The sequence below is a fragment of the Halopelagius fulvigenes genome, from assembly GCF_042662625.1.
GTDB classification, from domain to species: domain Archaea; phylum Halobacteriota; class Halobacteria; order Halobacteriales; family Haloferacaceae; genus Halopelagius; species Halopelagius fulvigenes.
Genome location: NZ_JBHSXH010000009.1, coordinates 248,559 through 274,067, shown reverse-complemented (window position 1 = coordinate 274,067; position 25,509 = coordinate 248,559). Strand labels below are relative to the sequence as shown.

Sequence of the window (25,509 nt, the reverse complement as noted above, 5' to 3'; positions counted from 1 at the left end):
GCGGCCCCGTGGTGAGCGTCGTGGACGACCACTCCGCACCGCCCTCGGACCGAGACGAGGGGTACCCCTCTTGGCTCGACCGAACCCGCTACCCGTTCGCGTCGCGCCGCTTCGACAGTTCGGACGGGACGCTTCACGTCCTCGACGAGGGCGAGGGGCGACCGGTCGTGATGCTGCACGGGAATCCCACGTGGTCGTTCCTCTATCGCCACCTCGTCGGCGGCCTCTCCGACGAGTTCCGGTGTATCGCCCCGGACCTGCTCGGGTTCGGGCTCTCGGACCGCCTTCGGGACGACTCGGCCGGGCGGCCCGCCGCCCACGCCCGCACCGTCGAACGACTCTTCGAGGAGTTCGAACTGCGGGACGCGGTGATTCTCGGCCACGACTGGGGCGGACCTCTCGGGATGGACGTGGCGACGCGGAACCCCGAGTCCGTCGCCGGACTCGTGATGACGAACACGTGGACGTGGCCGCGGAGGGACCTCTTTCCCCGCGCGTTCGGCCGATTGGTCGGCACCTCGGCGGGGAAGCGATTCGTCGTTCGGCACAACGCCTTTGCGCGGACGGCCCTCGGAGGGCCCGCCCTCCTCCGGTCGAGCTTCGAGCGGTCAGCCTACCGCCACTACGCGGCCCCCCTCGCGACGCCGTCGGACCGCGTCGGGTCGTGGGTGCTCCTGCGCGAACTCGTCGAATCGAACGACTGGCTCGGAGAACTCTGGAACCGCCGCGCCGCCGTCGCGGGGACGCCGACGCTCCTCCTCTGGGGGATGCGCGACCCGATACACGCGCCGTTCCTCCGGCGGTGGCGGGCGCTGTTTCCGAACGCGTCGGCGGTCACGTACGACGGTGCGGGTCACTTCGTGCCCGAGGAGGTCGGAGCCGGGTTGGTTCCGCCGGTGCGGGAGTTCCTCCGCGACCTGTGACGACGCTTCGATATCGTGAGGCGGCGAGAAAGCCGCCCGCGTCCGACGAGAGCCGAGAAGGCGGCAGATTTCGGGGGAGACGCGTCACTCCTCGTCGCTGGGCAGTCGGACGAGCGAGAACCAGAACCGTTCCAGCGTCTGGATCGTCGAGATGAACTCGTCGGGATCCACCGGTTTCGTGAGGTAGGCGTTCGCACAGAGGTCGTACGAGTGGACGATGTCGTCATGCGCCGTCGAACTCGTGAGGATGATGACGGGGATGCGCCTGAGTTCGGGGTCGTTCCGTATCTCTTCGAGGACGGCGTCGCCGTTCTTCCGCGGGAGGTTCAGATCGAGCAAGACGAGGTCCGGCCGGGGAGCGTCCTCGTAGTCGCCGCGCCGATAGAGGAAGTCGAGGGCCTCAACGCCGTCGGTCGCGACGTGCAGCGTGTTCTGGATTCGCCCGTCCTTGAACGCCTCCTGCGTCAACCGAACGTCGCCGGGGTTGTCCTCCACGAGCAGTATCTCCGCCGGTTCGGTCCGGTCCGTCCAATCACTCATCGTTCTCACCCGCTACGGGGAGCGTAAAGGAGAACGTCGACCCCTCGCCGGGTTCCGACTCGACCCAGATCTCGCCGCCGTGTCGCTCGACGATGCGCCGGCAGAGCGCGAGTCCGATGCCCGTCCCGGCGTGTTCCTCCCGGCCGTGGAGTCGCTGGAACACCTCGAAGATGCGGTCCTGACCGTCGGGGTCGATGCCGACGCCCTCGTCGCGGACCGAAATCACCCACTCTCCGTCGTTCCGTTCGGCGGTGATGTCGATTCGAGGCGGTTCGTCGCCGGAGTACGTGAGTGCGTTGTCGAACAGGTTTTGCATGAGTTGACGTAGCTGGTTCGCGTCGCCCTCGACTCGCGGGAGCGACTCCGCCGTGATGTCCGCGCCAGTTTCCTCGATGTGTAGCTGCAGGTCCGCGAGAACGTCGTCGAGCACCACGTCTAACTCCACCGGTTCGAAGGGGTCGCCTTTCGTCTCGACGCGCGAGTACTTGAGGAGGGCGTCTATCATGTCGCGCATCCGGTCCGCGCCGTCGACGGCGTACTCGAGGAACTCCTCGCCGTCCTCGTCGAGTGCGCCCTCGTATCGGCGTTCGAGGAGTCGGAGGTAGCTCGACACCATCCGGAGGGGCTCTTGGAGGTCGTGGGAGGCGGCGTAGGCGAACTGCTCTAAGCGCTCGTTGGACTCCTCTAACTTCTCGACTAACTCCTCTAACTGCCGTTCGCGTTCGACCTGTTCGGTGATGTCCTGCGTGAAGCTCAGCCCGGCGAAGATGTCGCCGTCCACGTCCCGCAGGGGCGTGACCCACACCTGCCAGTTGCGACCCCCGAACTCGGTGGTGGTGTTGTCGGTCCTCCCGTCCTCGATCGCGGACCTGAACAGCGGTTCGATGTCGGCGACGGTGCGTTCGGGGAAGACGTCCGGCATCCGTACTCCTTCGAGTTCGTCCGCGGTGGGGAGCCTCTCGCCCAGTACGCGGCCCGCCGTCAGCGTGTACCGAAGGTCGCGGTCGTAGACGCCGACGGCACCGTTCGGGAAGTACTCCGCGAGCGTGCGGTACCGACGCTCGCTCTCCTCGAGTTTGCGCTCGTACTCCTTGCGGTCGGTGATGTCCTGCGCCATCGTCATGCCGGCGAAGACGTTCCCGTCCGTGTCGGTTATCGGCACCGCGTAGATGACCCAATCGCGGTCCACGTACGAGACTTCGACGGCCCTCTCCTCTCCGTCGAGAGCGTCGCGCAGTGCGGGGTCGATTCGAGACCCCACGTCGTCGCCCCACACCTCGTACGGCGTACTGCCCTCCAAGTCCTCCTTCGAGACGGGGAGGTACTCGAAGGCGCGACCCTCCGCGAGCGTGTAGCGCAGGTCGTCGTCGTACATGGTGACGATGCCGTTCGGGAAGGACTCCGCGAGCGTCCGGTACCGGCGCTCGCTCTCCTCCAGTTGCCGTTCGTACTCTCGGCGTTCGGTGATGTCGCGGTCGGAGACGATGACCGAGACGACGTCGCCGTCGTCGTTCGTGACGGGTCTGAAGACGCCGTTGATAGCGTACCGGTCGCCGTTCGGGTGCGAGAGGTCCGCCTCGAAGTCCACGTACTCGCCGGACGCGGCCCGTTCCGTCCACTCCCTGACGTCGGCCCGCGCCTCCGCTCCCTCGCCCCACCACGGCGTCTCCCAGAACAGTTCGCCGGTCACGTCGTCGAGGTCGGCGTCGATGTACTCCATCGCCGTCTGGTTGATGTCCAGCACCGTCCCGTCGGCGTCGAGGAGGCCGACGAGGATGTTCGGGTCCTCGAAGATGGCCTCGAACCGACGCTCCGTCTTTTCGAGTTCCTGCTCGCGCTTCTTCCGGTGGGTGGTGTCGCGGAAGTAGACGGAGAGGCCGGTCTCGGAGGGGTACGCGCGCACCTCGAACCAACTGTCGAGCGGTTCGGGGTAGTACTCCTCGAAGGAGACCGTCTCCTGTTCGTACATCGCTCGCTCGTACTTCGGCTTGAACGCCCGTTCGGTCGCCGCCGGGAACAGTTCCCAGACGGACTCTCCGACCAGCGTCAGCCCCTCCGGGTTGATGAGTTCGTGCGCCTGTTCGTTGAGGTAGGTGAAGTTCCACTCCTCGTCCAACGCGAAGAACGCGTCCGAGATACGACCGTAAATCTCCTCCAGTTCGCTCTTGGTCCGCTGGTTCTCTATCGCCGACGCGAGGACGTTCGCGACGCTCTGGACGAAGTTAGCGTCGTACCGCGTGAACTCGCGTTCCTCCGTCGTGTGCGTCCCCAGCACGCCCCACGGGTTCTCGACCGATCCGATGACGACGCTGATTCCGCTGACGACGTCGTGGCTGGTCAGCAGTTTCGGCCCGGAGAAGCGCTCCTCGGTCCGCAGGTCGTCCACCACGACCGGCGCTTCCGAGAGGAGCGTGTACCCCGCCTGCGAGTCCCGGTCGGTCGGAACGGTCGCCGACCCGACGAGCCCGTCGCGCCACCCGACGCCCTGCCGGAGGAACACCTCCTCGCCCCCGGGCAGTAGTTCGAGTACCTTCGCGTACTCGTTGCCGAGCGTCTCGGCGACGGCGACGGACGCGTCGTGCATCAGCTGGTCGAGGTCGTCAGTTTCGAGGGCCTGTTGACCGAGTTCCGCGACGACCTCCTGTTGGCGGATACGGACGTCCGATTCCGTATCTGACCCGGTGGAGGAGTGCATCTACCCGTACATCGGTTGAGTGAGCCTAAAGCCTTCTGCGGGAACGCTCCGCGCGGCCGTCGAATTCGACGGCGCAGATTCGACAGCCACCGCTCGAGGCGGAGGATGCGGGAGAAGTGGGCCGCCGCGACTTCGCGTCGCTCGTCGCGAGCCGTCGCTCACTTCGTTCGCGACGACGGCGCAGATTCGAACTGGGCGAGACTCGCTTCGCTCGTCTCGCTGGCTCGAACCTTCTGCGTCACCACAACCGCATTTCGGTAGTATGACTCGCGACCGCTTCGCGTCGCTCGTCGGGACGAAATGCGGGAGAAGTGGGCCGGCGCAGATTCGAACTGCGGTTACGGCCACCCGAAGGCCGAAGGATACCAAGCTACCCCACCGGCCCGCATATCTATTTGAGTCCTGCGCCGCGTTTAACAGTTGTGATTCACCTTTCGAACCGCGGCCGGGGACCGTCAGTAACGCTCGAATCCCTTGGTGTCGAGGTAGTTGTGAGAGACGGTGATAGCGTGGTCGGCGTGCAGGAGTTGCGGTCCGAGGCGGACGCGTTCGTCCGCCGCCTCCGCGAGGAGCGTCTCCTCCTCGTCGGTGAAGTCGTGGTGGTCCGAGAGGACGAAAAGCGGGTCCTCGGGCGGTTCGACGTCCACCACCGGGTCGCCGTCCTCGTGGAGTTGAACGACGGTGGCGTCCGCCGCCGCCTCCCGCAACGTCTCTTCGAACCCCATCCGGCGGATGCTCACGCCGGGGGAACTGTCGGCGGCCATGTGGCCGATGGCCTCGTCGCGGTTCTCCAAGGCCTTCCGAATCAACGCCGCCGTCGTCCGTTCGTCGGGGTTCAGTCGGCGGAGCTCCGACCCCTCGAATCGGACCGTGTACTCGTCGCCGAGGACGAGGTGGACGCGCACCGCCTCGCGGATGTCGTGCGAGAGGAAGAACGCGGAGTTGACGCACCGACAGAGGACGTCGAGTCTGCCGGCACCGCCGGCGATGTCGTCGAGCGAGAACTCCGGCGTCGTCGGCGCGTCGTGTCCGGTGATGAGGAACTGTCGCATGTCTCCCCCGTGGACCCTCACGGTGATGTGTCTGTCTCATCGCCGCAGCCACAACGTTAACGTTCGATGTTCGCTTACGCCGAGTAACGTTAATGAACGTTCACCCAGGTACATAAGCGTACATTCGTGAGCCGTTTAGCGTATATAGAGGACGGACATCCAAATATATCTGGATAACACCCTCTAGTCGAGACAAATTATCGACGACCGGATAGTTGTTTCGGGTGTTGATTTCTCCACTAAATCAGTGAAAATTGCGCTCTGTGCGCTCGATAGACGCTGTGTCGTGATAATTTCCTGATTCAAGAACTATTCGTCAGTTATTTATCCAACGGGAGTTTGAATCACGGTATCCCTCAACAAAGGGTGTTCCAACCCAATGTCTGACGAGAAAACCTTCCACAGCAAGATAAACCGCCGTCGGGTCCTGCAAGGACTCGGTGGCGTCGGTCTGGCCGGCATCGCGGGATGCTCCGGTCAGGGCGGTAGCGGCACCGGCACGGGCGAGGGAACCGACAGCGGTTCCTCCAGCAAACTCAAGATCGGGCAGACGAAGAGCCCCATCGAGTTCGACCCCATCGTCCTGAACGACGTCCCCTCGACCGAAGTCGTCGACCGCATCGTCGAGGGTCTGTACACCTACGACAAGAGCACGGGCATCGTCCCCCTCCTCGCCACCGGCGAACCCGAAGTATCCAAGCAGGGCAAACGGTACGTCGTCGAAATCGAGAAGAACGCGGCGTTCTCCAATGGCGACACCGTCACCGCCGAGGACGTCAAGTACTCGTTCGAAGCCCCGGTGAAAGAGGAGACCGAGAACGCCTCGGAACTGAACATGATCGACACCATCACCGCGGTGGACGAGAAGACCGTTCAGTTCGACCTGAAGTACGGCTTCGCCCCGTTCCCGAACACGCTCACGTGGTACGTGGTTCCGAAGTCGGTCCGCGAGAAGGACAAGAAGGCGTTCAACACGGGCGACGCCCTCGTCGGGTCCGGTCCCTTCACGTTCGAAGGGTGGTCGGAAGGCCAGTTCGTGCGCATCAAGGTGAACCCCGACTACTGGGGCGACCCCAAACCGAAGCTCGACGAAGTGGAGTACGTTCCCGTCGAGGAATCGACGACGCGCGTCACCACACTCAAGAACGGCGAGAACGACATCATCAAGGGCATTCCGCCGAAGCAGTACTCGACGATCCGCAACATCTCGGACGTGAGCATCAACGAGGTACCCAGCATCGGGTACTACTACGCCGCGTTCAACTGCAAGTCGGGTCCGACGACCGACCCCATCGTCCGCGAGGGCGTCGATTACGCCTTCAACATGGACCAAGCGGTCCAGTCCTACGTCGAACCGACGGGCGTCCGTCAGTACAGTCCGTACCCGAAGGCCGTCGTCGACGAGTGGAGCTTCCCCATCGACCAGTGGAAGCAGATCCCCCACGACAAGAACGTCGACAAGACGAAGGAACTGTTCGACAAGGCCGGTGTGCCGGACGACTACTCGTTCAAGATCATCGTCCCGCCGGACGACATGCGCGAACAGATAGGGATCAGCATCTCGAACGGTCTGAAGGAGGCCGGATGGGAGGCCAGCGTCCAGCGCCTGGACTGGGGTAAGTTCCTCGAGAAGTACATCTCGGGCGACGACTCGGACTACAACATCTACACGCTCGGGTGGTCCGGCACCCCCGACCCGGACGCGTTCACCTACTACATGTTCGGTGCGACCAAGGACACCCTCGGCGTCACCGACGGGACGTTCTACCACGACAGCAGCGAGAAGGCCGCGAAGGCCACCGAGAAGTTCGTCCAAGCGCGCAAGTCGAACGACCAGAAGAAGCGCAAGCAGCTCTACGTCGAGGGGACCACCACGGTTCTCGAAGACCGCGCGCACCTGCCCGCGTACAACCTGAAGAACAGCTTCGGTGTGAAGGACTATGTCAAGGACTTCGCATCCCACCCGGTCCTCAGCTTCACGCTGTCTACGGACCACAACAACGTCTCCGTCCAGAAGTAAAGAGACACGACGGAGACGGGTACGTCATATTTATGTACAAAACGGCCGCAAAAACGGCGATTAGAGACATGAACGCCTCGCAACGTGTGGTGCAATAATGGGACGTCTTCGGTACACGATCAGTCGACTGCTCCAGGCGATTCCGGTGGTCATCGGCGTGATTACCATCACGTTCTTCCTCACCGACGCCATCCCGGGGGACCCGGTGTCGATAATGCTGGGACCGTCGCCGAGCGCACAGCAAGCCGCAGAGATTCGGGCGAAGTTCGGACTCGACCAACCGCTCCACGTTCGGTACTTCAACTACCTCCTCGACGTGGCGCAGTTGCAGTTGGGCACGAGCCTCTACTACCAGGTGCCGGTGACGCAGAAGATAGCCGAGCGACTGCCGATAACGCTGTACCTACTGCTTTCGAGCTTCACGTTCGCGCTCGTGACGGCGGTACCGCTGGGTATCGTCTCCGCGAAGCGCCGGAACAAGCCGGCCGACCACGTGTCGCGCGTCGTGGCACTGCTCGGCGTGAGCACGCCCTCCTTCTGGATCGGGCTGATGCTCATCATCGTCTTCTCGTTCTGGCTGAACATCTTCCCGTCGACGAACCTCGTCTTACCGTGGGCCTCGCCCGCCAGCGTGGGCGGGGCGTCGAACCAGTTCGAGGTCGTCGTCACGTCGATTCGCCACCTCATCCTCCCGATGATAACGCTGGGGACGCTGCAGATGGCGGCGTTCACCCGCATCGAGCGCTCCTCGATGCTGGAGGTGCTCGGCGAGGAGTACGTGACGCTCGCCCGCGCCTACGGCGTGAGCGAGAGCAAAATCGTCCGGAAACACGCGTTCAGGAACGCACAGCTCCCGCTGATCACGCTCGTGGGACTCAACCTCACGTCGGCGCTCGGCGGGGCCGTGCTGACCGAGACCGTCTTCTCCATCAACGGGATGGGGCGGCTCATCATCACGGCGATTCAGAACCAAGATTACCCGCTCGTCATGGGGACGACGCTGGTGTTCGGCCTCGTGTTCGTCATCGGGGTCATCATCACTGACCTCTCGTACGCGTACGTCGACCCGCGGGTCACCTTCGACGGGAGTGAGTGACAATGACCGAACAACCAACGACACGGACCAATGCGGACGCCGGCGCGGACGCCCCCGACGCGGAGGGCGAGGAGAAACTCGAAGCGCGGGTCGGGTGGCGGTACACGCTCGCGCAGGTGAAACGCGACCCGACGGCGCTGGTCGGGATGTGCATCATCGGGGTGATGATAGTCATCGCCGCCATCGCGTTCGTCGACGGGGTGCTCTTCGAGTACCTCTCGGACTACGCGTTCTTCGCCAACCTCGGCGTCCACCAGTACGTACTCGCGGAGACGTTCTGGGTCAATCCGGCCGTAGACCCGGGTAGCCCACAGATCCTCCGCCCGCCGGTCGGACTGACGAACCAGCTGTACCCGGAGGATCCGGGGACGTGGGCGCACCCGCTCGGGACGGACCACCGCGGGCGCGACATCCTCGTTCGCCTGTTCTACGGGACGCGCATCGCCATCACCGTCGGCGTCATCTCGACGGGTATCGCCCTCGTTCTGGGGGTACTCGTCGGCTCCGTCGCCGGCTACTACGGCGGCTGGATAGACGACGCGCTGATGCGCGGGTCCGAGACGCTGTACGCCATCCCGTTCCTCGTGTTGGTCATCGCGTTCATGACCGCGTTCGGACAGAACCTCATCTACGCGATGGTCGGCGTCGGCATCGCCACCATCCCGACGTTCGCCCGCCTCATCCGCTCTCGCGTGCTCTCGGTGCGCGAGGAGGACTACGTCGAGGCGGCGCGCGCCGCGGGCGTCCGCGACCGGAACATCATCCTGCGGCACGTCATCCCGAACAGTTTCGCACCCGTACTCGTGCAGGCGACGCTCCAAATCGGCGTGAACATCCTCATCATCGCCGGTCTGTCGTTCCTCGGGTACGGCGCACAGCCCCCGACGCCGTCGTGGGGACAGATGCTCTCGAGCTCGCGCCAGTACATGCTGCCGAACCCGTGGTTCAGCATCTGGCCGGGCATCGCCATCCTCATCACCGTCGTCGGCTTCAACCTCATCGGTGACGGGCTGAGAGACGCACTCGACCCCCGGATAAACAACTGATGAGCGACGAACCACTACTCAAAGTAGAGAACCTGAAGACCCAGTTCTTCACCGAGGAGGGGACCGTCCGCGCGGTGGACGGCATCTCCTTCGAGGTGAACGAAGGCGAACTCGTTGGCCTCGTCGGCGAGTCCGGCGCCGGGAAGTCCGTCGCCACGAGCTCCATCATGCGACTCGTGGAAGACCCCGGCGAGATCGTCGGCGGGACGGTGACGTACAAGGGAAAGAAGATAATCGACATCGAGGAGGGGCCGGACGGCGAACTCCAGCGCTCCCCGGAGATGCTCTCGAACGCGGAGATGCGCAAGCAGATTCGGGGCAAGGAGATAGCCATCATCTTCCAAGACCCGATGGAGGCGTTGAACCCCGTGTTCAAGGTGGGCGCGCAGCTTCGCGAGTTCATCGAGATAAACCGCGACGTCTCCGGCAAGAAGGCCAAGGAGATAGCGGTGGACATGCTCCGGGAGGTCGGCATCCCCGAACCGGAGAAGCGCTACGACAGCTACCCCCACCAGTTCTCCGGCGGGATGCGCCAGCGCGTCCTCATCGCCATGGCGCTGTCCTGTCAGCCCGACCTCATCATCGCCGACGAACCGACGACGGCGCTCGACGTGACGGTCGAAGGCCAGATTATCGACCTGGTGGACGACCTCAGGGAGAAGTACAACACGTCGTTCATCTGGGTGACGCACGACTTGGGCGTCGTCGCGGAGATCTGCGACCGGGTGAACGTGATGTACCTCGGCGAGATTATCGAACAGGCCGACGTGGACGACCTGTTCCACAAGACGCGACACCCCTACACGGACTCCCTGTTGGACTCCATCCCCCGGCCGGACCAGACGGTGGAGGAGCTTCAACCCATCAAGGGCGTGATGCCCGAGGCCATCAACCCGCCCTCCGGGTGCCGCTTCCACACGCGGTGTCCGGACGCGCGGACCGTCTGTCCGGAGGTCCGCCCGGAGTATCAGGACGTGAGCGACCCCGGCGAGGCGAGACACATGGTCTCGTGCGTGAAGTACGAGAACGTCGGCTACGACGACGCCGAACCGTTGGAGACGGAGGCCACGTCGGCCTTCGGCGGCGGCCTCGTCGAAGCCAGAGGTGACGACGAATGAGCGAAGTGATAACCAAAGAAGAGACGGATTCGGTCGGATTCGGCGAAACGCTCATCGAAATCGACGGGCTGACCAAGCACTTCACGCAGGGCGAGGGCCTGCTCTCCGCGTTCTTCGAGACGGAGACGGTGAAGGCCGTAGACGACGTGACGTTCGACATCGCCAAGGGCGAGACGGTCGGCCTCGTCGGCGAGTCCGGGTGCGGAAAATCGACGCTCGCTCGGACCATCCTCAGACTGCTCGAACCGACCGACGGGGCCGTCCTGTTCAAGGGCAAGAACCTCGCCGAAATCGGCGGGGAGGAGCTGCGGTCGATGCGGAAGGACATGCAGATGATATTCCAGGACCCGCAGTCCTCGCTCGACCCCCGGATGAAAGTCGGTCCCATCGTCGAGGAACCGATGAAGGCCCACGGACTGTACGAGGGCGAACGCGAGGAACGCGCCCGGATGCTCTTAGAGAAGGTCGGTCTGGACCCCCAGCACTACAACCGGTATCCGCACCAGTTCTCCGGCGGGCAACGCCAGCGCGTCAACCTCGCGCGCGCACTCGCGGTCAACCCGGACTTCATCGTCTGCGACGAACCCACGTCGGCGCTCGACGCCTCCATCCAGGCGCAGGTGCTGAACACGATGCGGGAACTGCAGGAGGAGTTCGGCCTGACGTACCTGTTCATCAGCCACGACCTCTCGGTCATCCGCCACATCTCCGACCGCGTGGCCGTGATGTACCTCGGTCAGTTGGTCGAACTCGCCGAGACGGACGAGCTGTTCGAGAACCCCCAACACCCGTACACCGACGCCTTGCTCCAGTCGATTCCGGTGCCCGACCCGCGGGCGCGGGGGCAACGCGGCGTTCTCGAGGGCGACGTGCCGTCGCCCATCGATCCGCCGTCGGGGTGCCGGTTCCGCACGCGGTGTCCGAAGCTCATCTCGCCCGAGGAGTACGACCTGACGAAGAGCGAGTGGGAGGACGTCCGCCGCTTCATGCGCGCCGTCGAGCGCAGGACCTTCGAAGTCGATGGCGAGGCGTCCTTGCGCGCGGAGTTCTTCCCCGACGGGACGCCCGGCGGCGAGGCCGGACGCATCGTCGAGACGGGCATCGACGAGGTGCTCGAAGACGAGTGGGAGTCCGCCGCCGACCGACTCGTCGAGTCGTTCGCGGAGCAGTCCATCTGCGCGAAGGAGCTCCCGGTGTACGAAGTCGAACCCGAGTTCGGAGGCGGACCGCACCTCGCGGCGTGTCACCTCCACCGCGAGGGCGGCGGCGAAACCGCCGACTGAGAACGGACGCCCCGCCACCGCTCGCGTCTCTCACTTCTCGATTCGTATCTCGACGCTGTCTTCCGGTTTCTCCGGCACGTCGACGAACGCGCCGATTTCGTGGACGCCCGGTTCGGCTTCGACCCACCGGGTCGGTTCGCCCTCCCCGCCGACGCGCTTGAACCGACCGTCCCACGTGTGCGTGAGGACTTTCCGCTCTTTCGCCCGGAAGGAGAGCGTTCCGGCGGCGTCGCTGAGGTACACCCGTTCGTCGCTGGCCTCGAGTTCGCCGTCCACCGTCCACCCCCAGAGCCGCCGCGTCTCCGTCTCGACGGCGACGGGCAGGGGAAGGGAGTTCTCGATGACGACGGTGAGTTCCACCGGGTCGCCGGGCGCGTACACCTCGCGGTCCGTCTCGACGGTCACCGACAGGGACCGCCGGGCGACCGACTGCGGGACGAACTTGCCGAGGGCGGCGGCGATGGGACTGCTCGTGTCGTCGAACCCGTAGCGGTCCTGCCGGTCGGTGGCTCCGTTCGAGGGCGGCATCGTCTCGGTCGGAGTACGGCGAGGCGGCGTTTACTTTCGTCGGTTAGCGGGCGCGGGACGGGGGGCGACCGCTCGCGTTATCTCCGCGCGGCGCTTACCCGGGGTTAGTCTCGGAACCCGACGGGCGACGGGGCGGGAGTTGAGGACCACGACGACGAGAGACGGAGACGGCGGTGTCGTACCGGCCGCGGACGAAGCGCGCGGCGACCCGATGGTCCGACTGTTTCGGACGTACGGACGCGCGGACCTGCCGTGGTTCGTCGTCGGCTTGGTCGCGAGCGTCCTCGGACGGTTGGTCGGGTTGCTCCCGCCCCTCGTCCTCGGCGTCGCCATCGACGCGACGTTCAACGACAACGCGCCCTACCGCCTTCCGTTCGTCCCGGCGGCGTGGATCCCGGCCGACGCGTTGGGACAGGTCTGGTTCTCCGTCGGCGCGATACTCGTCGCGTTGACGCTCGGCGTCGCCTTCTCGTTCGTGACGGGCGTCGGCCTCTCGACGTACTCGAACCGCGTCCAACACGCCGTCCGCGTGGAGATGTACGCGACGATGCAGCGACTGGATACGGCGTTCTTCGACGACAAACAGACCGGGCAGGTGATGAGCGTCCTCAACAACGACGTCCGGAACCTGCGGTCGTTCCTCGACAGCACGCTCAGCGGCGGCATCCAACTCGTCGTCAGCGTCGTCGCCATCGCGGCGGTCCTGTTCTCTCTGAACCCCGGCCTCGCCCTCGTGACGCTGGTGGCCGTCCCCCTCCTGACCGCCTTCACCGTCTGGTTCAGGTACACCATCCGCCCGATGTACCGCGCCCTCCGCGAGAGCGTCGGCGCGTTGAACACGCGACTGGAGAACAACATCAGCGGCATGGAGGTCATCAAAACCTCGACCACCGAGTCCTACGAGGAGGCGCGCATCGAGGAGGCGTCCCGGGAGTACTACGACCGGACGCTCTCCGTCGTGAAACTCGACTCGGTGTACCAACCGAGCATGGAACTGCTCGTCGGCGTCTCCTTCGCCTACGACGACGGCCGCCCCGTCCTCCGCGACGTGTCGTTCGTCGCGGAACCCGGGCAGATGCTCGCCCTCGTCGGCCCGACGGGCGCGGGCAAGTCCACGGCGGCGAAACTGCTCATGCGCCTGTACGACGTGACCGAAGGAGCGGTTCGCGTGGACGGCTACGACGTGCGCGACGTGACCCTCGATTCGCTCCGCGGGGCCATCGGCTACGTGAGTCAGGACGTCTACCTGTTCGACGGGACGGTCAGGGAGAACCTGCTGTACGGCGCGTTCGACGCGACGGAGGCGGAGATGGTGGCCGCCGCGGAGGCGGCGGAGGCCCACGAGTTCGTCTCGGACCTCCCGAACGGCTACGACACCCGCATCGGCGAACGCGGCGTGAAACTCTCCGGCGGCCAGAGACAGCGTCTCTCCATCGCCCGAGCGACGTTGCGCGACCCGGCCATCCTCGTGTTGGACGAGGCGACCAGCGCCGTGGACACGGAGACGGAACGGCTCATAAAGCGCGCGCTTGACCGCCTGACCGCCGACCGGACGACGCTCGTCATCGCCCACCGCCTCTCGACGGTGCGCGACGCCGACCGAATCGTCGTCCTCGAAGACGGCCGCGTCGTCGAGGACGGCACCCACGACGCACTCGTGGACGACGGCGGCCTGTACGCGACGCTGTGGAACGTCCAAGCGGGCGAGTCGGAGCGGACTCCCGAGACGGGCGCGCGCCTCGAAACGCGGGCCGAACCGACCGACGGCGAGAACTGACACGGGTCACTCTCCGTAGCGACGCGCTGGGTTCCCGTCGAGGGCCGCGCCGGCCCAGATTCGTCACTCACCAACGCGACCCGTCCGATCACTTGACCGTTTCTCGTCTCAATAGCCCTGCGCGTTCCCGTCCTTCCGGGGTTCGGTCGCCGCGGAGAGCGTCCCGTTATCGTTCCGCGCTATCTGCGCGCCGCCGAACATCGAGGGGTACAAGAGACGCACGTCGTGTCCCCGCCGGACGAGTTTGGTGCCGAGACTGTCGCTCAGACGCTCTTCGACGGCGAGGGTGTCGTCCTCGCGGTAGCGCCACCGGGGGTAATCGAGGGCCGCCTGAAGCGGCATCCCGTAGTCCACGATGTTCGATATCACCTGCACGTGCCCCTGCGGTTGCATGTACCCGCCCATGACGCCGAAGGCGGCCCAGTCGCCCTCGTCGAACTTCGCAATCGCCGGGATGAGGGTGTGGAAGGGCCGCTTTCCTGGTTCGAGGCGGTTGGGATGCTCGGGGTCCAGGGAGAATGAACTCCCCCGGTTCTGGAGGGCGATGCCGGTGTCGCCCGCGACGAGGCCGGACCCGAACCCGGCGAACCGGGAGTTGATGTAGGAGACGACGTTGCCCTCGTCGTCCGCGACGGTGAGGAGGACGGTGTCCGCGTCCTCGGGAGGCTCCGGAGGCTCCCGAGGGGTCGGTGGACCGCGTTCACCGGCGTCCTCGGCGTCGGCGTCCGGAACGCCGAACGACACGTCGCGGTTCGCCTCCTCGCTCACCTCCTCGGCCCGCGTTCTCGCCCACTCCTTCGACGCGAGGGGCGGAATCTCCTCGTACTCGGGGTCGGTGACGTAGCGGTGGCCGTCGCGGAAGGCGAGTTTCGTCGCCTCCGCGAAGTAGTGGACCCGGTCCGGCGATTCGAGGGGGTGGTCGCCCGCGCCGAGTTCCTCGGCGATGTTCAGCGCTTCCAACGCGATGAGGCCCTGATTGTTCGGCGGGAGTTCGAAAACTTCCGCGCCGTTGTACGTCGTCGAGACGGGGTCGGGGAACTCCGGTTCGAAGTCCGCGAGGTCGGAGACGGTCAGGAACCCGCCCGCCTCCTGCACCTCCTCGGCGATCTGCTCGGCGACGTCGCCCTCGTACACCACGTCCGCGCCCTCCTCGGCGATGCGTTCCATCGTCGCGCCGAGGTTCGGGAGGGTGACCGTCTGGCCCGCGTCGGGCGCTTCGCCGTCGAACAGGTACGCCTCGCGGGCGTTGTCGTTCTCGAACAACTCCTCGCCGTGTTCCCACGCGTTCGCGATGATTTCGGAGACGGGGTACCCCTCGGTAGCGTAGCGAATCGCCGGTTCGAGGGCGTCCGAGAGCGTCAATCGCCCGAGTTCTTCGACCGTCACCTCCCACCCGCGGGCGGTGCCGGGGACGGTGACGGCGTGGGGGCCGGTGTCGGGCATCTCGGCGTCCTCGGGGTCCACGCCCTCCTCCTCGGCGACGGCCGCCCGGACGTTCTCGATGGTCGCGTCGGCGGGCGCGCCGCCGCAACTCCGCATCGCGCCCACCTCGCCGTCGGCCGTCCGGTAGAGGGCGAACACGTCGCCGCCGAGTCCGGTCGAGGTGGGTTCGACGACGTTCAGGGCCGCCGCGGTGGCGACGGCGGCGTCGAAGGCGTTGCCGCCCGCCCGAAGCGTCTCGACGCCCGCCTCCGCCGCGAGGGGTTGGCTTGTCGCCACGACGCCGCGTTGCCCGTACACCGTCGAACGACGCGAGGTGAACCTGTCTACGTCCGCGTTCCCGTCGATGTCCATGCGAGACGGTTCGAAAACGGCGGCCAAAAGTCCACCCGAAGGGGCACGAGACGGAGGGTATCGCTCGTCGGGGTTCGACGCCGCTATCGACCGAGGAGGACGAACGCGGGTACGGCGTCGGGGAACGACGTCGCCGCACTCCACGCGAAGAAGGCGACGAAGCCGACGACGAACGAGAGGGCGGCGACGAGACAGAGCGTGACCGTCGTCCGGACTCCCCACGCTCGGAGGAGTCCGTACCCGGCCGCGCAGACGAGGAGAACTGCGAGCGCAGTCACCGGGGCGGCGGGGCCGTCGAGGGCGAAGGCGGTTTCGAACCACTCCCGTCCGACGACGCTCCACGCGACGCTAACCACCGCGACGGCGAGTATCCGTTTCGAGGAGACCACGGTCGGCCGTCGCGGACGGTCGATATATGCTTTCTCGGTGTATCGAACGCCTCAGCGGAGGTTTCGGAGCGTCTCTATCGGGCCGCTACTCTCCACCCGCGCGCGGACGAGTGCGTCGAACCACGCCGTCGGCAGGACCGCCCGGAGAACGGGCAGAAGGCGCGCCTGCCACGTCACCGGGTAGCGAGCCTTCGGGTCGTCGGCTTGGATGGCTTCGACGACGGTTTCGGCGACGCGTTCGGGCGTCGTCCCGCCCGGGTCGAACGACTCGCGGACGCGGCGGTAGTCGTCGGCGTACGGCGTCTCCTCGCCTTCGTACGCCCAGAGCGCCTCCTTCGCGCGTTCGTTGAACCCCGTCCTGACCGCGCCGGGTTCGACCACCGCGACGGAGACGCCGTGCGGCGCGAGTTCGACACGGAGGGCGTCCGAGAGGGCTTCGACGCCGTGTTTCGTCGCGCCGTAGACGCCGTGGAACGGGAGCGTCACCCGCCCGAGGACGGACGCGACGGTGACGAGGCGGCCGCCCGACTCCCGGAGGGCCGGGAGGAACGCGCGGGCGACGAAGAGCGTTCCGAAGACGTTGACCCGGAACTGCCGTTCGACCGCCCCTCCCGGCGCGTCCTCAACAGCGCCGAGTTCGTAGTACCCCGCGCAGGTGAGGAGCGAATCGACCGGTCCGCCGTCGGTCACCGCCTCGGCCACCTCGCGGACGCGTTCCTCGTCGGTCACGTCGCAGACGTGCGTCTCCACCGCTTCGGGGAGGCGGCCGAGGGCGGACTCGTCCGCGTCGAGGACGACGACGTCGTGTCCGAGAGCGCGGAGGCGTCGGACCGTCGCGCGTCCGATTCCGGATGCCCCGCCGGTGACGACGACACGTTGGTACACCATCACGTCCGAAGAGGAGAACGCGGGGGTTGAGCGTTGCGGTGTCTCGGACGGGCCCGTCGCGCCCCGCCAAGGATAATGCCGACGACGGCCTAGTCGCGCCGTGACCCTCGGAAAGATACTGCTGGTACTGGGCATCGCCGAACTCGTCGCGCCGCGGCGAGTCGTTGACTTCTTGATGGGGTTGGCGACCGAGGAGGGGTCGGACGTCGAACTCCGGCAGTGGGTGTACACCGCCGCGCGAGTTGAGGGAGCGGTCATCCTCCTGTGGGTGCTATGGCGGAGCGTGACGAAACGCGCGGCGAGGCTGACCGACGGTTCGTAACCCGACGTTCGTTTTTTCGTCTCGCCGCCGGGTGAGGCCGATCAGGTGCGGCGCGGGAGCCCGGTCAGTCCGTCAGGCCGTACCCGCGGCGGAAGAGGACGACGTTGAACGCGGTGACGGCGGCGGCGAGGACGACGAGGACGACGAGCGAGGCGTTCGGGTCGACCTCGCTGACGCCGAGGAAGCCGTAGCGGACGCCGTTGACCATGTATATCATCGGGTTCAGGAGCGACACCTGCTGGAGCGTCTCCGGCAGTTCCGCGATGGAGTAGAAGACGCCGCCGAAGAACACCAGCGGTCGGAGGATGAACTGGTTCAGCATCGTCAGGTCGTCGAAGTCCTCCGCCCAGAGGCCGCCGAGGACGCCGAGACTCGCGAACAGCAGCGTGATGACGAGCATGAACGCGACCAGGTAGAACGGGTGGGTGACGCCCACCGACGTGAAGAACGCGCCGATGAGGGCGACGAGCGTTCCGACGATGACGCCGCGGAGCGCCGACGAGAGAATGTACGCCCACACCATCGAGGAGTACGAGAGCGGCGAGGTCAGCGCTTCCTCGATGTAGCGGTTCCACCGGCCGTGGAAGATGGAGAAGGAGGCGTTCTCGAAGGCGTTGGAGATGGCTCCGAGGACGATGAGGCCCGGCAGGATGAAGAGGATGTACGGGACGCCGGCGATTTCGTTTATTCGCTCGCCGAGGATGACGCCGAAGACGGAGAAGTACAGCACGTTCGTGATGAACGGCGGGACGAACGTGTTGCGGGGGCGGCGGACGAACCGGAGGATTTCGCGGCGAAGCAGGGCGACGAACCCCGTGGTATCGACGCTCGCCATCAGTTCGACACCTCCATCGTCTCCCTGTCGTCCTGCCTCGTCATCTCGACGAACACCTCTTCGAGCGAGGTGCGGGTGATCTCGAGGTCGACTATCTCGTGGCCCGCCCTGTCGAGTGCGCGCACGAGGTCCGGGGCGACGAGGCCGCCCTGCTGGGCGGTGACGGCGATGCCCGACTCCGTGAGTTCGGCCGCCTCGTACTGCCCGTCGAGGGCCAAGAGGTCGGGCACCGCGGACGGCGGGTCGCGCAAGGAGACGGTGATGCGGTCCGTCCCGCGATCCATCAGTTCGTCGGGACTCGCCACGTCGACGACGCGGCCGGAGTCCAAGATGGCCACCTCGTCGCAGAGGCGTTCGGCCTCCTCGATGTAGTGCGTCGTCAGGAGGATGGTCGTCCCGTGGTCGTTGAGGTCCGTGATGGTCTCCCACAGTTCGTGGCGGAGTTGCACGTCCACGCCCGCCGTCGGTTCGTCGAGGATGAGCAGGTCGGGTTCGGTGATGAGAGCGCGCGCGAGCACGAACCGGCGCTTCATCCCGCCGGAGAGCCAATCGAAGCGCGTGTCGCGCTTGTTGTAGATGCCGACGCGCTTCAGCACCTCGTCGGCGCGTTCCCGAGCCTCGCTCTTCGGGACGCCGTGGTACCCCGCCTTGTGTTCCAGAACCTCCCGGATGGGGAAGAAGCGGTCCACGTTGAACTCCTGCGGTGCGAGGCCGATTCTGTCCCGCGCCTCGCGGTAGTCGTCCTCGACGTCGTGGCCGAAGACGCGGGCCGTCCCGCCCGACTTCCGGACCAGACCGACGAGGATGTTGATGAACGTCGTCTTCCCCGCGCCGTTCGGTCCGAGCAAGCCGAAGAAGGACCCCTCGGGTACGTCGAGGTCCACGCCGGAGAGGGCCTGCACGTCGCCGTACGACTTCCGTAAATCGCGTATCTCTATCGCAGGAGGCACTACCCGTCAGTCGGCTACGGACGGGATTAAGCGCACCGACCCCGGAACGGCGTGCGCTTCCATGGCACGGAGACGCGGGAGAGCCTCGGCCGTCCGACGGACGCGGTCCGTCGGCGTCGCACCGCTCTGGGTCCGCGGACGAACGGGCGAGAGAGCGACCCGCGACCGGCCGTGCGACCGGCTCTCACTGATACCGCCTTCGAGTCCTCCCTGTCGATTAAACTCATTAAAGAATATTATCACTATCAATCATTATGTTTATTCGTGTGATGGTCCTCGGGTAGGGTGAGGCGACGACGAATGAACGTACGCACCACCAAATCTGCCGGCGTAGCAGACGTCCACGAGCGAACGACCGCAACGACACCGACCGACCGACCCGATCGACCGATACGCGACATAACATGACACGAACGACCCGACGAACCGAAGAGACCCGAACCGCCGAACGAACGCGACGACCGACCGAAGAAGAGGACAGAGAGGCTCCCTTGGTTCCCATCATCGACACGACTCCCCGACGGTATCGACAGACGGAGCGGACGCGACGACCGACCGACGAGGAGGACGCGGAGGCGCCGTTGGTCCCCCTCATCGAGACGGGCACCGACCCGGACGCGGAGTACGACGACGTCCGTCGCGAAATCGCCAATCTGAAGACGCAACTGAACCGCATCGAATCGACGCTCGGGGGAAGCCGATGAGCGAGGACACCATCGGCGGCGACGAGATGGGTGCCGAGGAGGTGTTCACCCGCGACGTGGACAACCCCGCCGGGCGGGAGTTCCGCCGCCTCCTGGATGAGCAGAACTTCACCTTCGCGCCGGGCATCTACCACGCCCTCGACGCCCGCCTCGCGGAACTCGCCGGACTCGACGCCGCGTACATGAGCGGGTACTCCACCGTCCTCGGCCAGTTCGGCTTCCCCGACCTGGAGATGGTGACGATGACCGAGATGGTCGAGAACGCGAAGCGGATGGTCGAGGCGACGAACCTGCCCGTCGTCGCGGACTGCGACACGGGGTACGGCGGCATCCACAACGTCCGCCGCGCCGTCCGCGAGTACGAGAAGGCCGGCGTCGCCGCCATCCACATCGAGGACCAGACGACGCCGAAGCGGTGCGGCCACATCGCGGGCAAGCAGATCGTCTCCCGCGACAAGGCCCGCGCCCGGTTCGAGGCTGCCGTCGACGCGAAGCAGTCCGAGGACACGGTCATCATCGCGCGGACCGACGCGTACGGGTCCGCCAACGGCGACTGGGAGGAACACCTCGAACGCGGCCGCATCTACGCCGACGCGGGCGTCGACCTGGTCTGGCCCGAGATGCCGGACCCCTCGCGCGAGGACGCGGTCAACTACGCCGAGACGATCCACGAGACCCACCCGGACCTCGATCTCGCGTTCAACTACTCGTCGTCGTTCGCGTGGTCCGAAGAGGAGGACCCGCTCACCTTCGAGGAACTCGGCGATCTCGGCTACAAGTACATCTTCATCACCCTCTACGGCCTCCACTCCGGCGCGCACGCCGTCTACGAGGACCTCAGCAACATCGCCGACAACGACGAGGAGGCGCAGTTCGACCTCGAATCGCGCTACATCGGCCACCCGACGGAGTCCCACCACGAACTCTCGTTCGTCAAGGACTTCCAGGACATCGAGACGCGCTTCGACAGGGAGGCGAGAGAGCGCATCGAGAAGTCCGAGGGGTTCTCCGAGGAGGAGTCCGACCCGATAAAGAGCGGCGACGACTGAGACGCCGCGAATGACCGTCGAACCCCCGACGTTCGGACCCCTCGCCGACCGAACCCGGTCGGGTTCGACGGTGCCGTGGGCGGTTCCCGCAGAGAGCCATGGTGAGCCCTCCGACGCATCTGTGATACATATTAGCACACCCGGACAATCGTTAAGTAGCGACCGGGTGACTCATCGACCGAGTCCCGCGACCCCGCGGGCGGAGCATCCGATGACCGACCACACCGCCACCCGTCGCACACCCGCCGCGGCGTCCGCACTTCGCGCGGCGTCCGCATCCAGCGACGGGTCTCGGTGCCCGGTCGTCGGAAACGCCGGCACCCTCGGTGTATCCACCGTATCCGCGGCATCCGCCGCGTCCGGGGTATCCGGCATCCTCCGCATCCGGTCCGCGTTCGGCGCGTAACGTCGCGCCGCGCGGGCGGGGTCGGGGGGACCCGATTCCGTCGCGCACGGTACGGAATCGGCCCCTCACTCTTCTCGCGTGACGCACCTCGCGCCGCCGCGGAGCGACCGGACCGCTCCCGTGTCGGCAGTCGTCTTCGACGCGCGTTCGAGTCGCGCCGGGAGCCTCATGGCGATAAAGCAGTCCAGTCAGAACGAATCGCAACCCGACCGCCCCGCCGCCGTCCGCGCGTCGATGACGGTGCTCGTCACGCGCGACGCCGACGGCGACTTGGCCGCGGGCGTCCGAAAGCGCCTCGCCGCCGTCGAGAGCGTCGAGAGCGTCGAATCGGTCGAGATACGCGGCCTCAAGCCCGCGCTGAACGACCTGCGCGTCGGCGTCGACGCGACGCTTCGCCTCGACGTTCCGCCGGACGACCGAGAGCGGGCGGCGGAGTCGTTAGCCGACGGCTTCGGCGTCAAGGCCGTCGAGAGCGTCGAGTTCCGGTGACAGCCGGTTCCGGTCGTCGGTCGCTCTCGACTCCGTCCCCGGCGACCGGCCCGTCCAGCCGGACGGGGCGTTCAAGTCGCCCGGACGCCTCTCCCCTCCCGCGAACGCGCCGGATTACCGCCGCGACGGCGACGGGAGCGAGGCGTTCTCGGAGACGCCCCTCGGCGTCGCCCTGTCCGCGGCGACGACGCTCGTCGGCGCGGGCGTCGCCGCCGGCGTCTGGTGGCTTCTCTCCGCGGCTGGACTGCTCTGAAAAGGCAAGACAGAAACCCAGTCCCCGTCAGGAGAGGGTATGAGCATCCTCGAGGACGCCCGAGCGTTGGCGGAGAGCGGTCCCGTCTGCGACTCGTGTTTGGGCCGCGTCTTCGCCGACCGGAGTTTCGGACTGACGAACGCAGAGCGAGGGCGGAGCCTCCGCGTCGCCGCCGCACTCGACGACGACGAGGCGTTCGAGGCGACGGACACCGAAGCGTGCTGGGTGTGCGAGGGGGAAGTCGCCCGCTTCGACGAGTGGGCCGAACGCTGCGCCGAGGCCGTCGAGGACGTGGAGTTCGACACCTATCAGGTCGGCACGCGCGCGCCGCCCCTCGTCGAGGAGAACGAGGTGCTCCTCCGGGAGGGGGCCGGACTCCCCGAGGACGCCGGCGAACTGTTCAAATCGGAGTTCAACCGCGAGGTGGGCAAGCGACTCGGCCGCCTGACCGGGACGGAGGTGGAGTTCGGCCGCCCGGACGTGATGTTCCTCCTCGACATCGAGGCGGACGAGGTGGAGGTGGACGTCCACTCGGCGTTCGTCTACGGTCGCTACCGCAAACTCGAACGCGACATCCCGCAGACCGAGTGGCCCTGCAACCGGTGCGACGGGTCGGGCTACGTCGGCAAACAGGTCTGCGAGAAGTGCGGCGGGTCGGGCTACCTCTACGAGGAGAGCGTCGAGGGACTCACCGCCCCCGTCGTCCGCGACGTGATGGACGGGACGGGCGCGAAGTTCCACGGTGCGGGGAGGGAAGACGTGGACGCGTTGATGCTCGGGACCGGTCGCCCGTTCGTCATCGAGATCGTCGAACCGCGCCGCCGCCGCGTCGACACCGACCGACTGGAGGGCGACATCAACGTCTTCGCAGAGGGGAAGGTCGAAGTCGAGGGCCTCCGCCTCGCGAACTACGAGATGGTCGAACGCGTGAAGAAACTCGACGCGAGCAAGCGGTACCGCGCCGCCGTCGAGTTCGACGCCGACGTGACCGAAGCGGAACTCGACGCCGCGATCGAGGAACTCGACGGCGCGACCGTCGAACAGTACACGCCGCACCGCGTGGACCACCGTCGGGCGAACCTCACGCGGACCCGCGAGGTGTACGAGGCGACGGGCGAACTCGACGACGCGCGCCACGCCACCGTCGAGGTTCACGGCGCGGGCGGCCTCTACATCAAGGAACTCGTCTCCGGCGACGAGGGCCGGACCGAACCGAGTCTGGCCGACATCCTCGGCGTCGGCGCGGAGGTGACGGCACTCGACGTCGTCACCGTCGAGGGCGTCGAGGAACCGTTCGAGGACGAGGAGTACTTCCGCGACTGAGCGCCCGAGACGGATCCCGACGCCGTTTTTCCGCCTCCTCCGACGACTCCGCACAACGTTTTTCAGACCGCGGTCGCAATCTCGGTGTGAGGGAAGATACCATGTGCCATCACCGAGAGTCGACGGCCGAATGGGAGGCACTCGTCCGCAGAGAACTGAAAGCGCACCGCGAAGAGGAGGGTGACGACGAGGAGTCGGAACCGGAGAGAGAACGCGCGGAAATCGAAGCGCCGGGGATTCCGCCGGCGGACGACTGAGTCGGAGGCGACCTGTCGATAGCGGCGTCGTTTCGCGGCGTCAGCCCCCGGCGGAGCGTTCCCCGTCGGCGGGGGAGAGCGACGGGACGCGGACGGTGACCACCGATCCGGCCGGGTCGTTGGCCTCGAAGGTGACCGTCCCGCCGGCGACGCCCGTCGCCCACGTGACCAACCAGAGGCCCAGACCGCTCCCGTGGATCAGCGGCGACTCCGTCCCGCGTTCCAGCACCGAGCGCTCGTACTCGTCGATGCCGGGGCCGTCGTCGACGACGGCAACGCTGACCCACTCGTCGGTCACCTCGACTGTGACCTCGACGTGGGGGTCGTCGCTCGGGTTGTGTTCCGCGGCGTTCTCGAGCAGGTTCGAGAAGACGGGGTCGAGGACGGTGGCGACGTACGCGTCCTCTGGGACGGAGTCGCAGGCGACGGTCGCCTCCGGGTACGCCTCGCGGATGGCCGCGACGTGTTCGCGGAGGAGGCCGGCCAACGGCGTCGCCTCGGTCGGTTCGCGCCCCCGCTCGAAGATGTCCGAGATCTCCCGCGCCTTCTCCCCCATCTCCGCGATGTTCGAGGCGTGCCGCTTGACGGTGGCGGCGCGGGGGTCGCCGCCGTCCTCCGCGATGAGGTCGGCGTACCCGGCGATGAGGTTCGTCTCGGTGCGGATGTTGTGTCGGAGCACCCGGTTGAGCACTTCGAGACGCTGCTGCTGTCGGATGTGCTCGCTGACGTCGTGGAGGGTGATGACCCGGCCGATGGCGCGCCCGCGGAAGTCGGTGATTCGCGTGACCGTGGCGTCGTACAGCGCGTCGCGGGAGTCGCCGTCGAGGGTGACGTACCCCGTCGCCGCCCCGTCCTCGGGTAACTCCTCGTACTCCGGGAAGAACCGCGCCGCCGGTCGCCCGAGAATCTCCCGCGGCGCGACGCCGAGCGTCGCCGCGGCGCTCTCGTTTACGTCCACCACGTAGTCGTGGCTATCGACCACGACGGCGGCCTCCTGCATCCGTCGGAAGACGAGGCGGCGCGCCCGCCGGTTCGGCGACGGGTTCGTCCCGAGGAGCCGAAACCGCGTGAGCGCGCCGAGGTAGGCGACGCCGGAGACGGCGAAGGCGATGGGCGTCGGGTCGAGCCCGGTGACCGGAACCACGCCCGCGACGAACAGGGCGTTACTCGCCCACGGGGCCAGCGTTCCGACGAGCAGGGCGATGCTCTGCCCGCGGAACGGCAGCGAGTCGCTCCGGACGAGACCGAGGAGCGGAATCGACCCCAGCAGTCCGAGCAAGTACGTGTACGCCGTGATGACCCAGAACCACGGGCCGGCGGTCCGAAAGAGCGTCGCGACGCCGTTTCGCCGAACCAGCGTCGATTCGACGTACAGCAGGTCGTGGGACCGGCTGGTCACGGCGAGGAGGACGGTGAGGAGGGGGACGACGGAGAGGACGGCGACGTACCGGAGGCGGACGTACTGGTCGTGGCCGGTGTACTCCAACGCGAACAGGAACCACGCCACCGGGATGACGACGACGCCCACCCACGAGAGGTTCATCCAGAGCAGTTTCGAGTCGAGCGTCGTCGCCTGCAACTGAAAGATGAGGAAGGCGGACCACCAACACTGCCCCGCCAGCATCGCCACGAGGGGAACCGACCCCGGTTCGGGCCGTTCCCGCCACGCGAGGAAGGCCGCCGTCGTTCCGACGGTAATCGTGACGAACAACACCGGCGGTAGCAGGGTGACGGGGAGCACCGCTCTATGATGAGACGTGTCGCATCATACA

At 66.5% G+C, this 25,509-nt stretch carries 23 protein-coding genes and 1 tRNA gene; 13 read left to right on the top strand and 11 right to left on the bottom strand.

Annotated features, from left to right (window positions below; all coding sequences use genetic code 11):
- The first annotated feature begins 20 nt into the window (after positions 1-20).
- Complete coding sequence (locus ACFQEV_RS03720; RefSeq protein ID WP_379692700.1) at positions 21-923, top strand: alpha/beta fold hydrolase; 903 nt, start codon at positions 21-23, stop codon at positions 921-923.
- 84 nt (positions 924-1,007) lie between these two features.
- On the opposite strand, the gene ACFQEV_RS03715 is transcribed toward ACFQEV_RS03720, so the two are convergent.
- The 4 genes from ACFQEV_RS03715 to trmY form a co-directional block, all read right to left on the bottom strand.
- On the bottom strand, positions 1,008-1,463 hold the full coding sequence (locus ACFQEV_RS03715) for a response regulator (protein ID WP_379692699.1): 456 nt from the start codon (positions 1,461-1,463) through the stop codon (positions 1,008-1,010).
- Positions 1,456-4,158, bottom strand: coding sequence for a PAS domain-containing protein (locus ACFQEV_RS03710; protein ID WP_379692698.1), 2,703 nt, complete (start codon positions 4,156-4,158; stop codon positions 1,456-1,458). The genes ACFQEV_RS03715 and ACFQEV_RS03710 overlap by 8 nt, the downstream gene beginning before the upstream one ends.
- Positions 4,159-4,470: 312 nt before the next feature.
- Positions 4,471-4,543: transfer RNA gene (locus ACFQEV_RS03705), tRNA-Pro, on the bottom strand.
- 70 nt (positions 4,544-4,613) lie between these two features.
- Positions 4,614-5,210: a tRNA (pseudouridine(54)-N(1))-methyltransferase TrmY gene (gene trmY, locus ACFQEV_RS03700; RefSeq protein WP_379692697.1), complete on the bottom strand. Its 597-nt coding sequence runs from the start codon at positions 5,208-5,210 to the stop codon at positions 4,614-4,616.
- A gap of 379 nt (positions 5,211-5,589) precedes the next feature.
- On the opposite strand from trmY, the gene ACFQEV_RS03695 reads away from it, so the two are divergent.
- The 5 genes from ACFQEV_RS03695 to ACFQEV_RS03675 all read left to right on the top strand — a co-directional run bounded on the left by ACFQEV_RS03695 (position 5,590) and on the right by ACFQEV_RS03675 (position 11,773).
- A complete protein-coding gene (locus ACFQEV_RS03695) occupies positions 5,590-7,230 on the top strand; it encodes an ABC transporter substrate-binding protein (RefSeq protein ID WP_379692696.1) in 1,641 nt (546 codons plus the stop codon).
- A 97-nt stretch (positions 7,231-7,327) separates the two neighbouring features.
- Positions 7,328-8,326: an ABC transporter permease gene (locus ACFQEV_RS03690; protein WP_379692695.1), complete on the top strand. Its 999-nt coding sequence runs from the start codon at positions 7,328-7,330 to the stop codon at positions 8,324-8,326.
- A gap of 2 nt (positions 8,327-8,328) precedes the next feature.
- Positions 8,329-9,372: an ABC transporter permease gene (locus tag ACFQEV_RS03685; protein ID WP_379692694.1), complete on the top strand. Its 1,044-nt coding sequence runs from the start codon at positions 8,329-8,331 to the stop codon at positions 9,370-9,372.
- The gene (locus tag ACFQEV_RS03680) at positions 9,372-10,490 is read left to right on the top strand and encodes an ABC transporter ATP-binding protein (RefSeq protein WP_379692693.1); all 1,119 of its coding nucleotides are present in this window, start codon (positions 9,372-9,374) and stop codon (positions 10,488-10,490) included. Before ACFQEV_RS03685 ends, ACFQEV_RS03680 begins: the two co-directional genes overlap by 1 nt.
- The gene (locus tag ACFQEV_RS03675; RefSeq protein WP_379692692.1) at positions 10,487-11,773 is read left to right on the top strand and encodes an ABC transporter ATP-binding protein; all 1,287 of its coding nucleotides are present in this window, start codon (positions 10,487-10,489) and stop codon (positions 11,771-11,773) included. The genes ACFQEV_RS03680 and ACFQEV_RS03675 overlap by 4 nt, the downstream gene beginning before the upstream one ends.
- Positions 11,774-11,803: 30 nt before the next feature.
- On the opposite strand, the gene ACFQEV_RS03670 is transcribed toward ACFQEV_RS03675, so the two are convergent.
- Entirely contained in the window at positions 11,804-12,301 is a 498-nt protein-coding gene (locus tag ACFQEV_RS03670; protein ID WP_379692691.1) for a hypothetical protein, read from the bottom strand.
- Positions 12,302-12,512: 211 nt separating this feature from the next.
- Between ACFQEV_RS03670 and ACFQEV_RS03665 the strand changes: the two genes are divergently transcribed.
- Positions 12,513-14,078 carry an ABC transporter ATP-binding protein gene (locus tag ACFQEV_RS03665; protein WP_379694524.1) on the top strand — a complete coding sequence of 522 codons (1,566 nt, stop codon included), beginning with the start codon at positions 12,513-12,515 and terminating at the stop codon, positions 14,076-14,078.
- Between the two features lie 108 nt (positions 14,079-14,186).
- Here the strand turns inward: ACFQEV_RS03665 and ggt are convergent, their stop codons facing one another.
- The 3 genes from ggt to ACFQEV_RS03650 all read right to left on the bottom strand — a co-directional run bounded on the left by ggt (position 14,187) and on the right by ACFQEV_RS03650 (position 17,149).
- Positions 14,187-15,872: a gamma-glutamyltransferase gene (gene ggt, locus ACFQEV_RS03660; protein ID WP_379692690.1), complete on the bottom strand. Its 1,686-nt coding sequence runs from the start codon at positions 15,870-15,872 to the stop codon at positions 14,187-14,189.
- Positions 15,873-15,955: 83 nt separating this feature from the next.
- Positions 15,956-16,261, bottom strand: a complete 306-nt coding sequence (locus tag ACFQEV_RS03655; protein WP_379692689.1) for a hypothetical protein — start codon at positions 16,259-16,261, stop codon at positions 15,956-15,958.
- A 51-nt stretch (positions 16,262-16,312) separates the two neighbouring features.
- On the bottom strand, positions 16,313-17,149 hold the full coding sequence (locus tag ACFQEV_RS03650; RefSeq protein WP_379692688.1) for an SDR family NAD(P)-dependent oxidoreductase: 837 nt from the start codon (positions 17,147-17,149) through the stop codon (positions 16,313-16,315).
- A gap of 100 nt (positions 17,150-17,249) precedes the next feature.
- Between ACFQEV_RS03650 and ACFQEV_RS03645 the strand changes: the two genes are divergently transcribed.
- Entirely contained in the window at positions 17,250-17,471 is a 222-nt protein-coding gene (locus ACFQEV_RS03645; protein ID WP_379692687.1) for a hypothetical protein, read from the top strand.
- Between the two features lie 64 nt (positions 17,472-17,535).
- Here the strand turns inward: ACFQEV_RS03645 and ACFQEV_RS03640 are convergent, their stop codons facing one another.
- Positions 17,536-18,306 carry an ABC transporter permease gene (locus tag ACFQEV_RS03640; protein ID WP_379692686.1) on the bottom strand — a complete coding sequence of 257 codons (771 nt, stop codon included), beginning with the start codon at positions 18,304-18,306 and terminating at the stop codon, positions 17,536-17,538.
- Entirely contained in the window at positions 18,306-19,256 is a 951-nt protein-coding gene (locus ACFQEV_RS03635; protein WP_379692685.1) for an ABC transporter ATP-binding protein, read from the bottom strand. Before ACFQEV_RS03635 ends, ACFQEV_RS03640 begins: the two co-directional genes overlap by 1 nt.
- 404 nt (positions 19,257-19,660) lie before the next feature.
- On the opposite strand from ACFQEV_RS03635, the gene ACFQEV_RS03630 reads away from it, so the two are divergent.
- The 5 genes from ACFQEV_RS03630 to ACFQEV_RS03610 all read left to right on the top strand — a co-directional run bounded on the left by ACFQEV_RS03630 (position 19,661) and on the right by ACFQEV_RS03610 (position 23,737).
- A complete protein-coding gene (locus ACFQEV_RS03630; protein WP_379692684.1) occupies positions 19,661-19,960 on the top strand; it encodes a hypothetical protein in 300 nt (99 codons plus the stop codon).
- Positions 19,961-19,986: 26 nt separating this feature from the next.
- The gene (gene aceA, locus ACFQEV_RS03625) at positions 19,987-21,009 is read left to right on the top strand and encodes an isocitrate lyase (RefSeq protein ID WP_379694521.1); all 1,023 of its coding nucleotides are present in this window, start codon (positions 19,987-19,989) and stop codon (positions 21,007-21,009) included.
- Positions 21,010-21,535: 526 nt separating this feature from the next.
- Positions 21,536-21,904 carry a hypothetical protein gene (locus tag ACFQEV_RS03620; protein ID WP_379692683.1) on the top strand — a complete coding sequence of 123 codons (369 nt, stop codon included), beginning with the start codon at positions 21,536-21,538 and terminating at the stop codon, positions 21,902-21,904.
- Positions 21,905-22,196: 292 nt separating this feature from the next.
- A complete protein-coding gene (locus tag ACFQEV_RS03615) occupies positions 22,197-23,480 on the top strand; it encodes a tRNA pseudouridine(54/55) synthase Pus10 (protein WP_379692682.1) in 1,284 nt (427 codons plus the stop codon).
- An 86-nt stretch (positions 23,481-23,566) separates the two neighbouring features.
- Positions 23,567-23,737, top strand: a complete 171-nt coding sequence (locus ACFQEV_RS03610; RefSeq protein WP_379692681.1) for a hypothetical protein — start codon at positions 23,567-23,569, stop codon at positions 23,735-23,737.
- Positions 23,738-23,777: 40 nt separating this feature from the next.
- On the opposite strand, the gene ACFQEV_RS03605 is transcribed toward ACFQEV_RS03610, so the two are convergent.
- Complete coding sequence (locus ACFQEV_RS03605) at positions 23,778-25,478, bottom strand: histidine kinase N-terminal 7TM domain-containing protein (protein WP_379692680.1); 1,701 nt, start codon at positions 25,476-25,478, stop codon at positions 23,778-23,780.
- Positions 25,479-25,509 lie beyond the last annotated feature (31 nt).

Coding starts and splice junctions, on each gene's coding strand:
- ACFQEV_RS03670 (WP_379692691.1), bottom strand. CDS start 12,301: ATGCCGCCCTCGAACGGAGCCACCGACCGGCAGGACCGCTACGGGTTC.
- aceA (WP_379694521.1), top strand. CDS start 19,987: ATGGGTGCCGAGGAGGTGTTCACCCGCGACGTGGACAACCCCGCCGGG.
- trmY (WP_379692697.1), bottom strand. CDS start 5,210: ATGCGACAGTTCCTCATCACCGGACACGACGCGCCGACGACGCCGGAG.
- ACFQEV_RS03665 (WP_379694524.1), top strand. CDS start 12,513: ATGGTCCGACTGTTTCGGACGTACGGACGCGCGGACCTGCCGTGGTTC.
- ACFQEV_RS03650 (WP_379692688.1), bottom strand. CDS start 17,149: ATGGTGTACCAACGTGTCGTCGTCACCGGCGGGGCATCCGGAATCGGA.
- ACFQEV_RS03715 (WP_379692699.1), bottom strand. CDS start 1,463: ATGAGTGATTGGACGGACCGGACCGAACCGGCGGAGATACTGCTCGTG.
- ACFQEV_RS03685 (WP_379692694.1), top strand. CDS start 8,329: ATGACCGAACAACCAACGACACGGACCAATGCGGACGCCGGCGCGGAC.
- ACFQEV_RS03615 (WP_379692682.1), top strand. CDS start 22,197: ATGAGCATCCTCGAGGACGCCCGAGCGTTGGCGGAGAGCGGTCCCGTC.
- ACFQEV_RS03630 (WP_379692684.1), top strand. CDS start 19,661: ATGACACGAACGACCCGACGAACCGAAGAGACCCGAACCGCCGAACGA.
- ACFQEV_RS03710 (WP_379692698.1), bottom strand. CDS start 4,158: ATGCACTCCTCCACCGGGTCAGATACGGAATCGGACGTCCGTATCCGC.
- ACFQEV_RS03675 (WP_379692692.1), top strand. CDS start 10,487: ATGAGCGAAGTGATAACCAAAGAAGAGACGGATTCGGTCGGATTCGGC.
- ACFQEV_RS03695 (WP_379692696.1), top strand. CDS start 5,590: ATGTCTGACGAGAAAACCTTCCACAGCAAGATAAACCGCCGTCGGGTC.
- ACFQEV_RS03680 (WP_379692693.1), top strand. CDS start 9,372: ATGAGCGACGAACCACTACTCAAAGTAGAGAACCTGAAGACCCAGTTC.
- ACFQEV_RS03690 (WP_379692695.1), top strand. CDS start 7,328: ATGGGACGTCTTCGGTACACGATCAGTCGACTGCTCCAGGCGATTCCG.
- ACFQEV_RS03640 (WP_379692686.1), bottom strand. CDS start 18,306: ATGGCGAGCGTCGATACCACGGGGTTCGTCGCCCTGCTTCGCCGCGAA.
- ggt (WP_379692690.1), bottom strand. CDS start 15,872: ATGGACATCGACGGGAACGCGGACGTAGACAGGTTCACCTCGCGTCGT.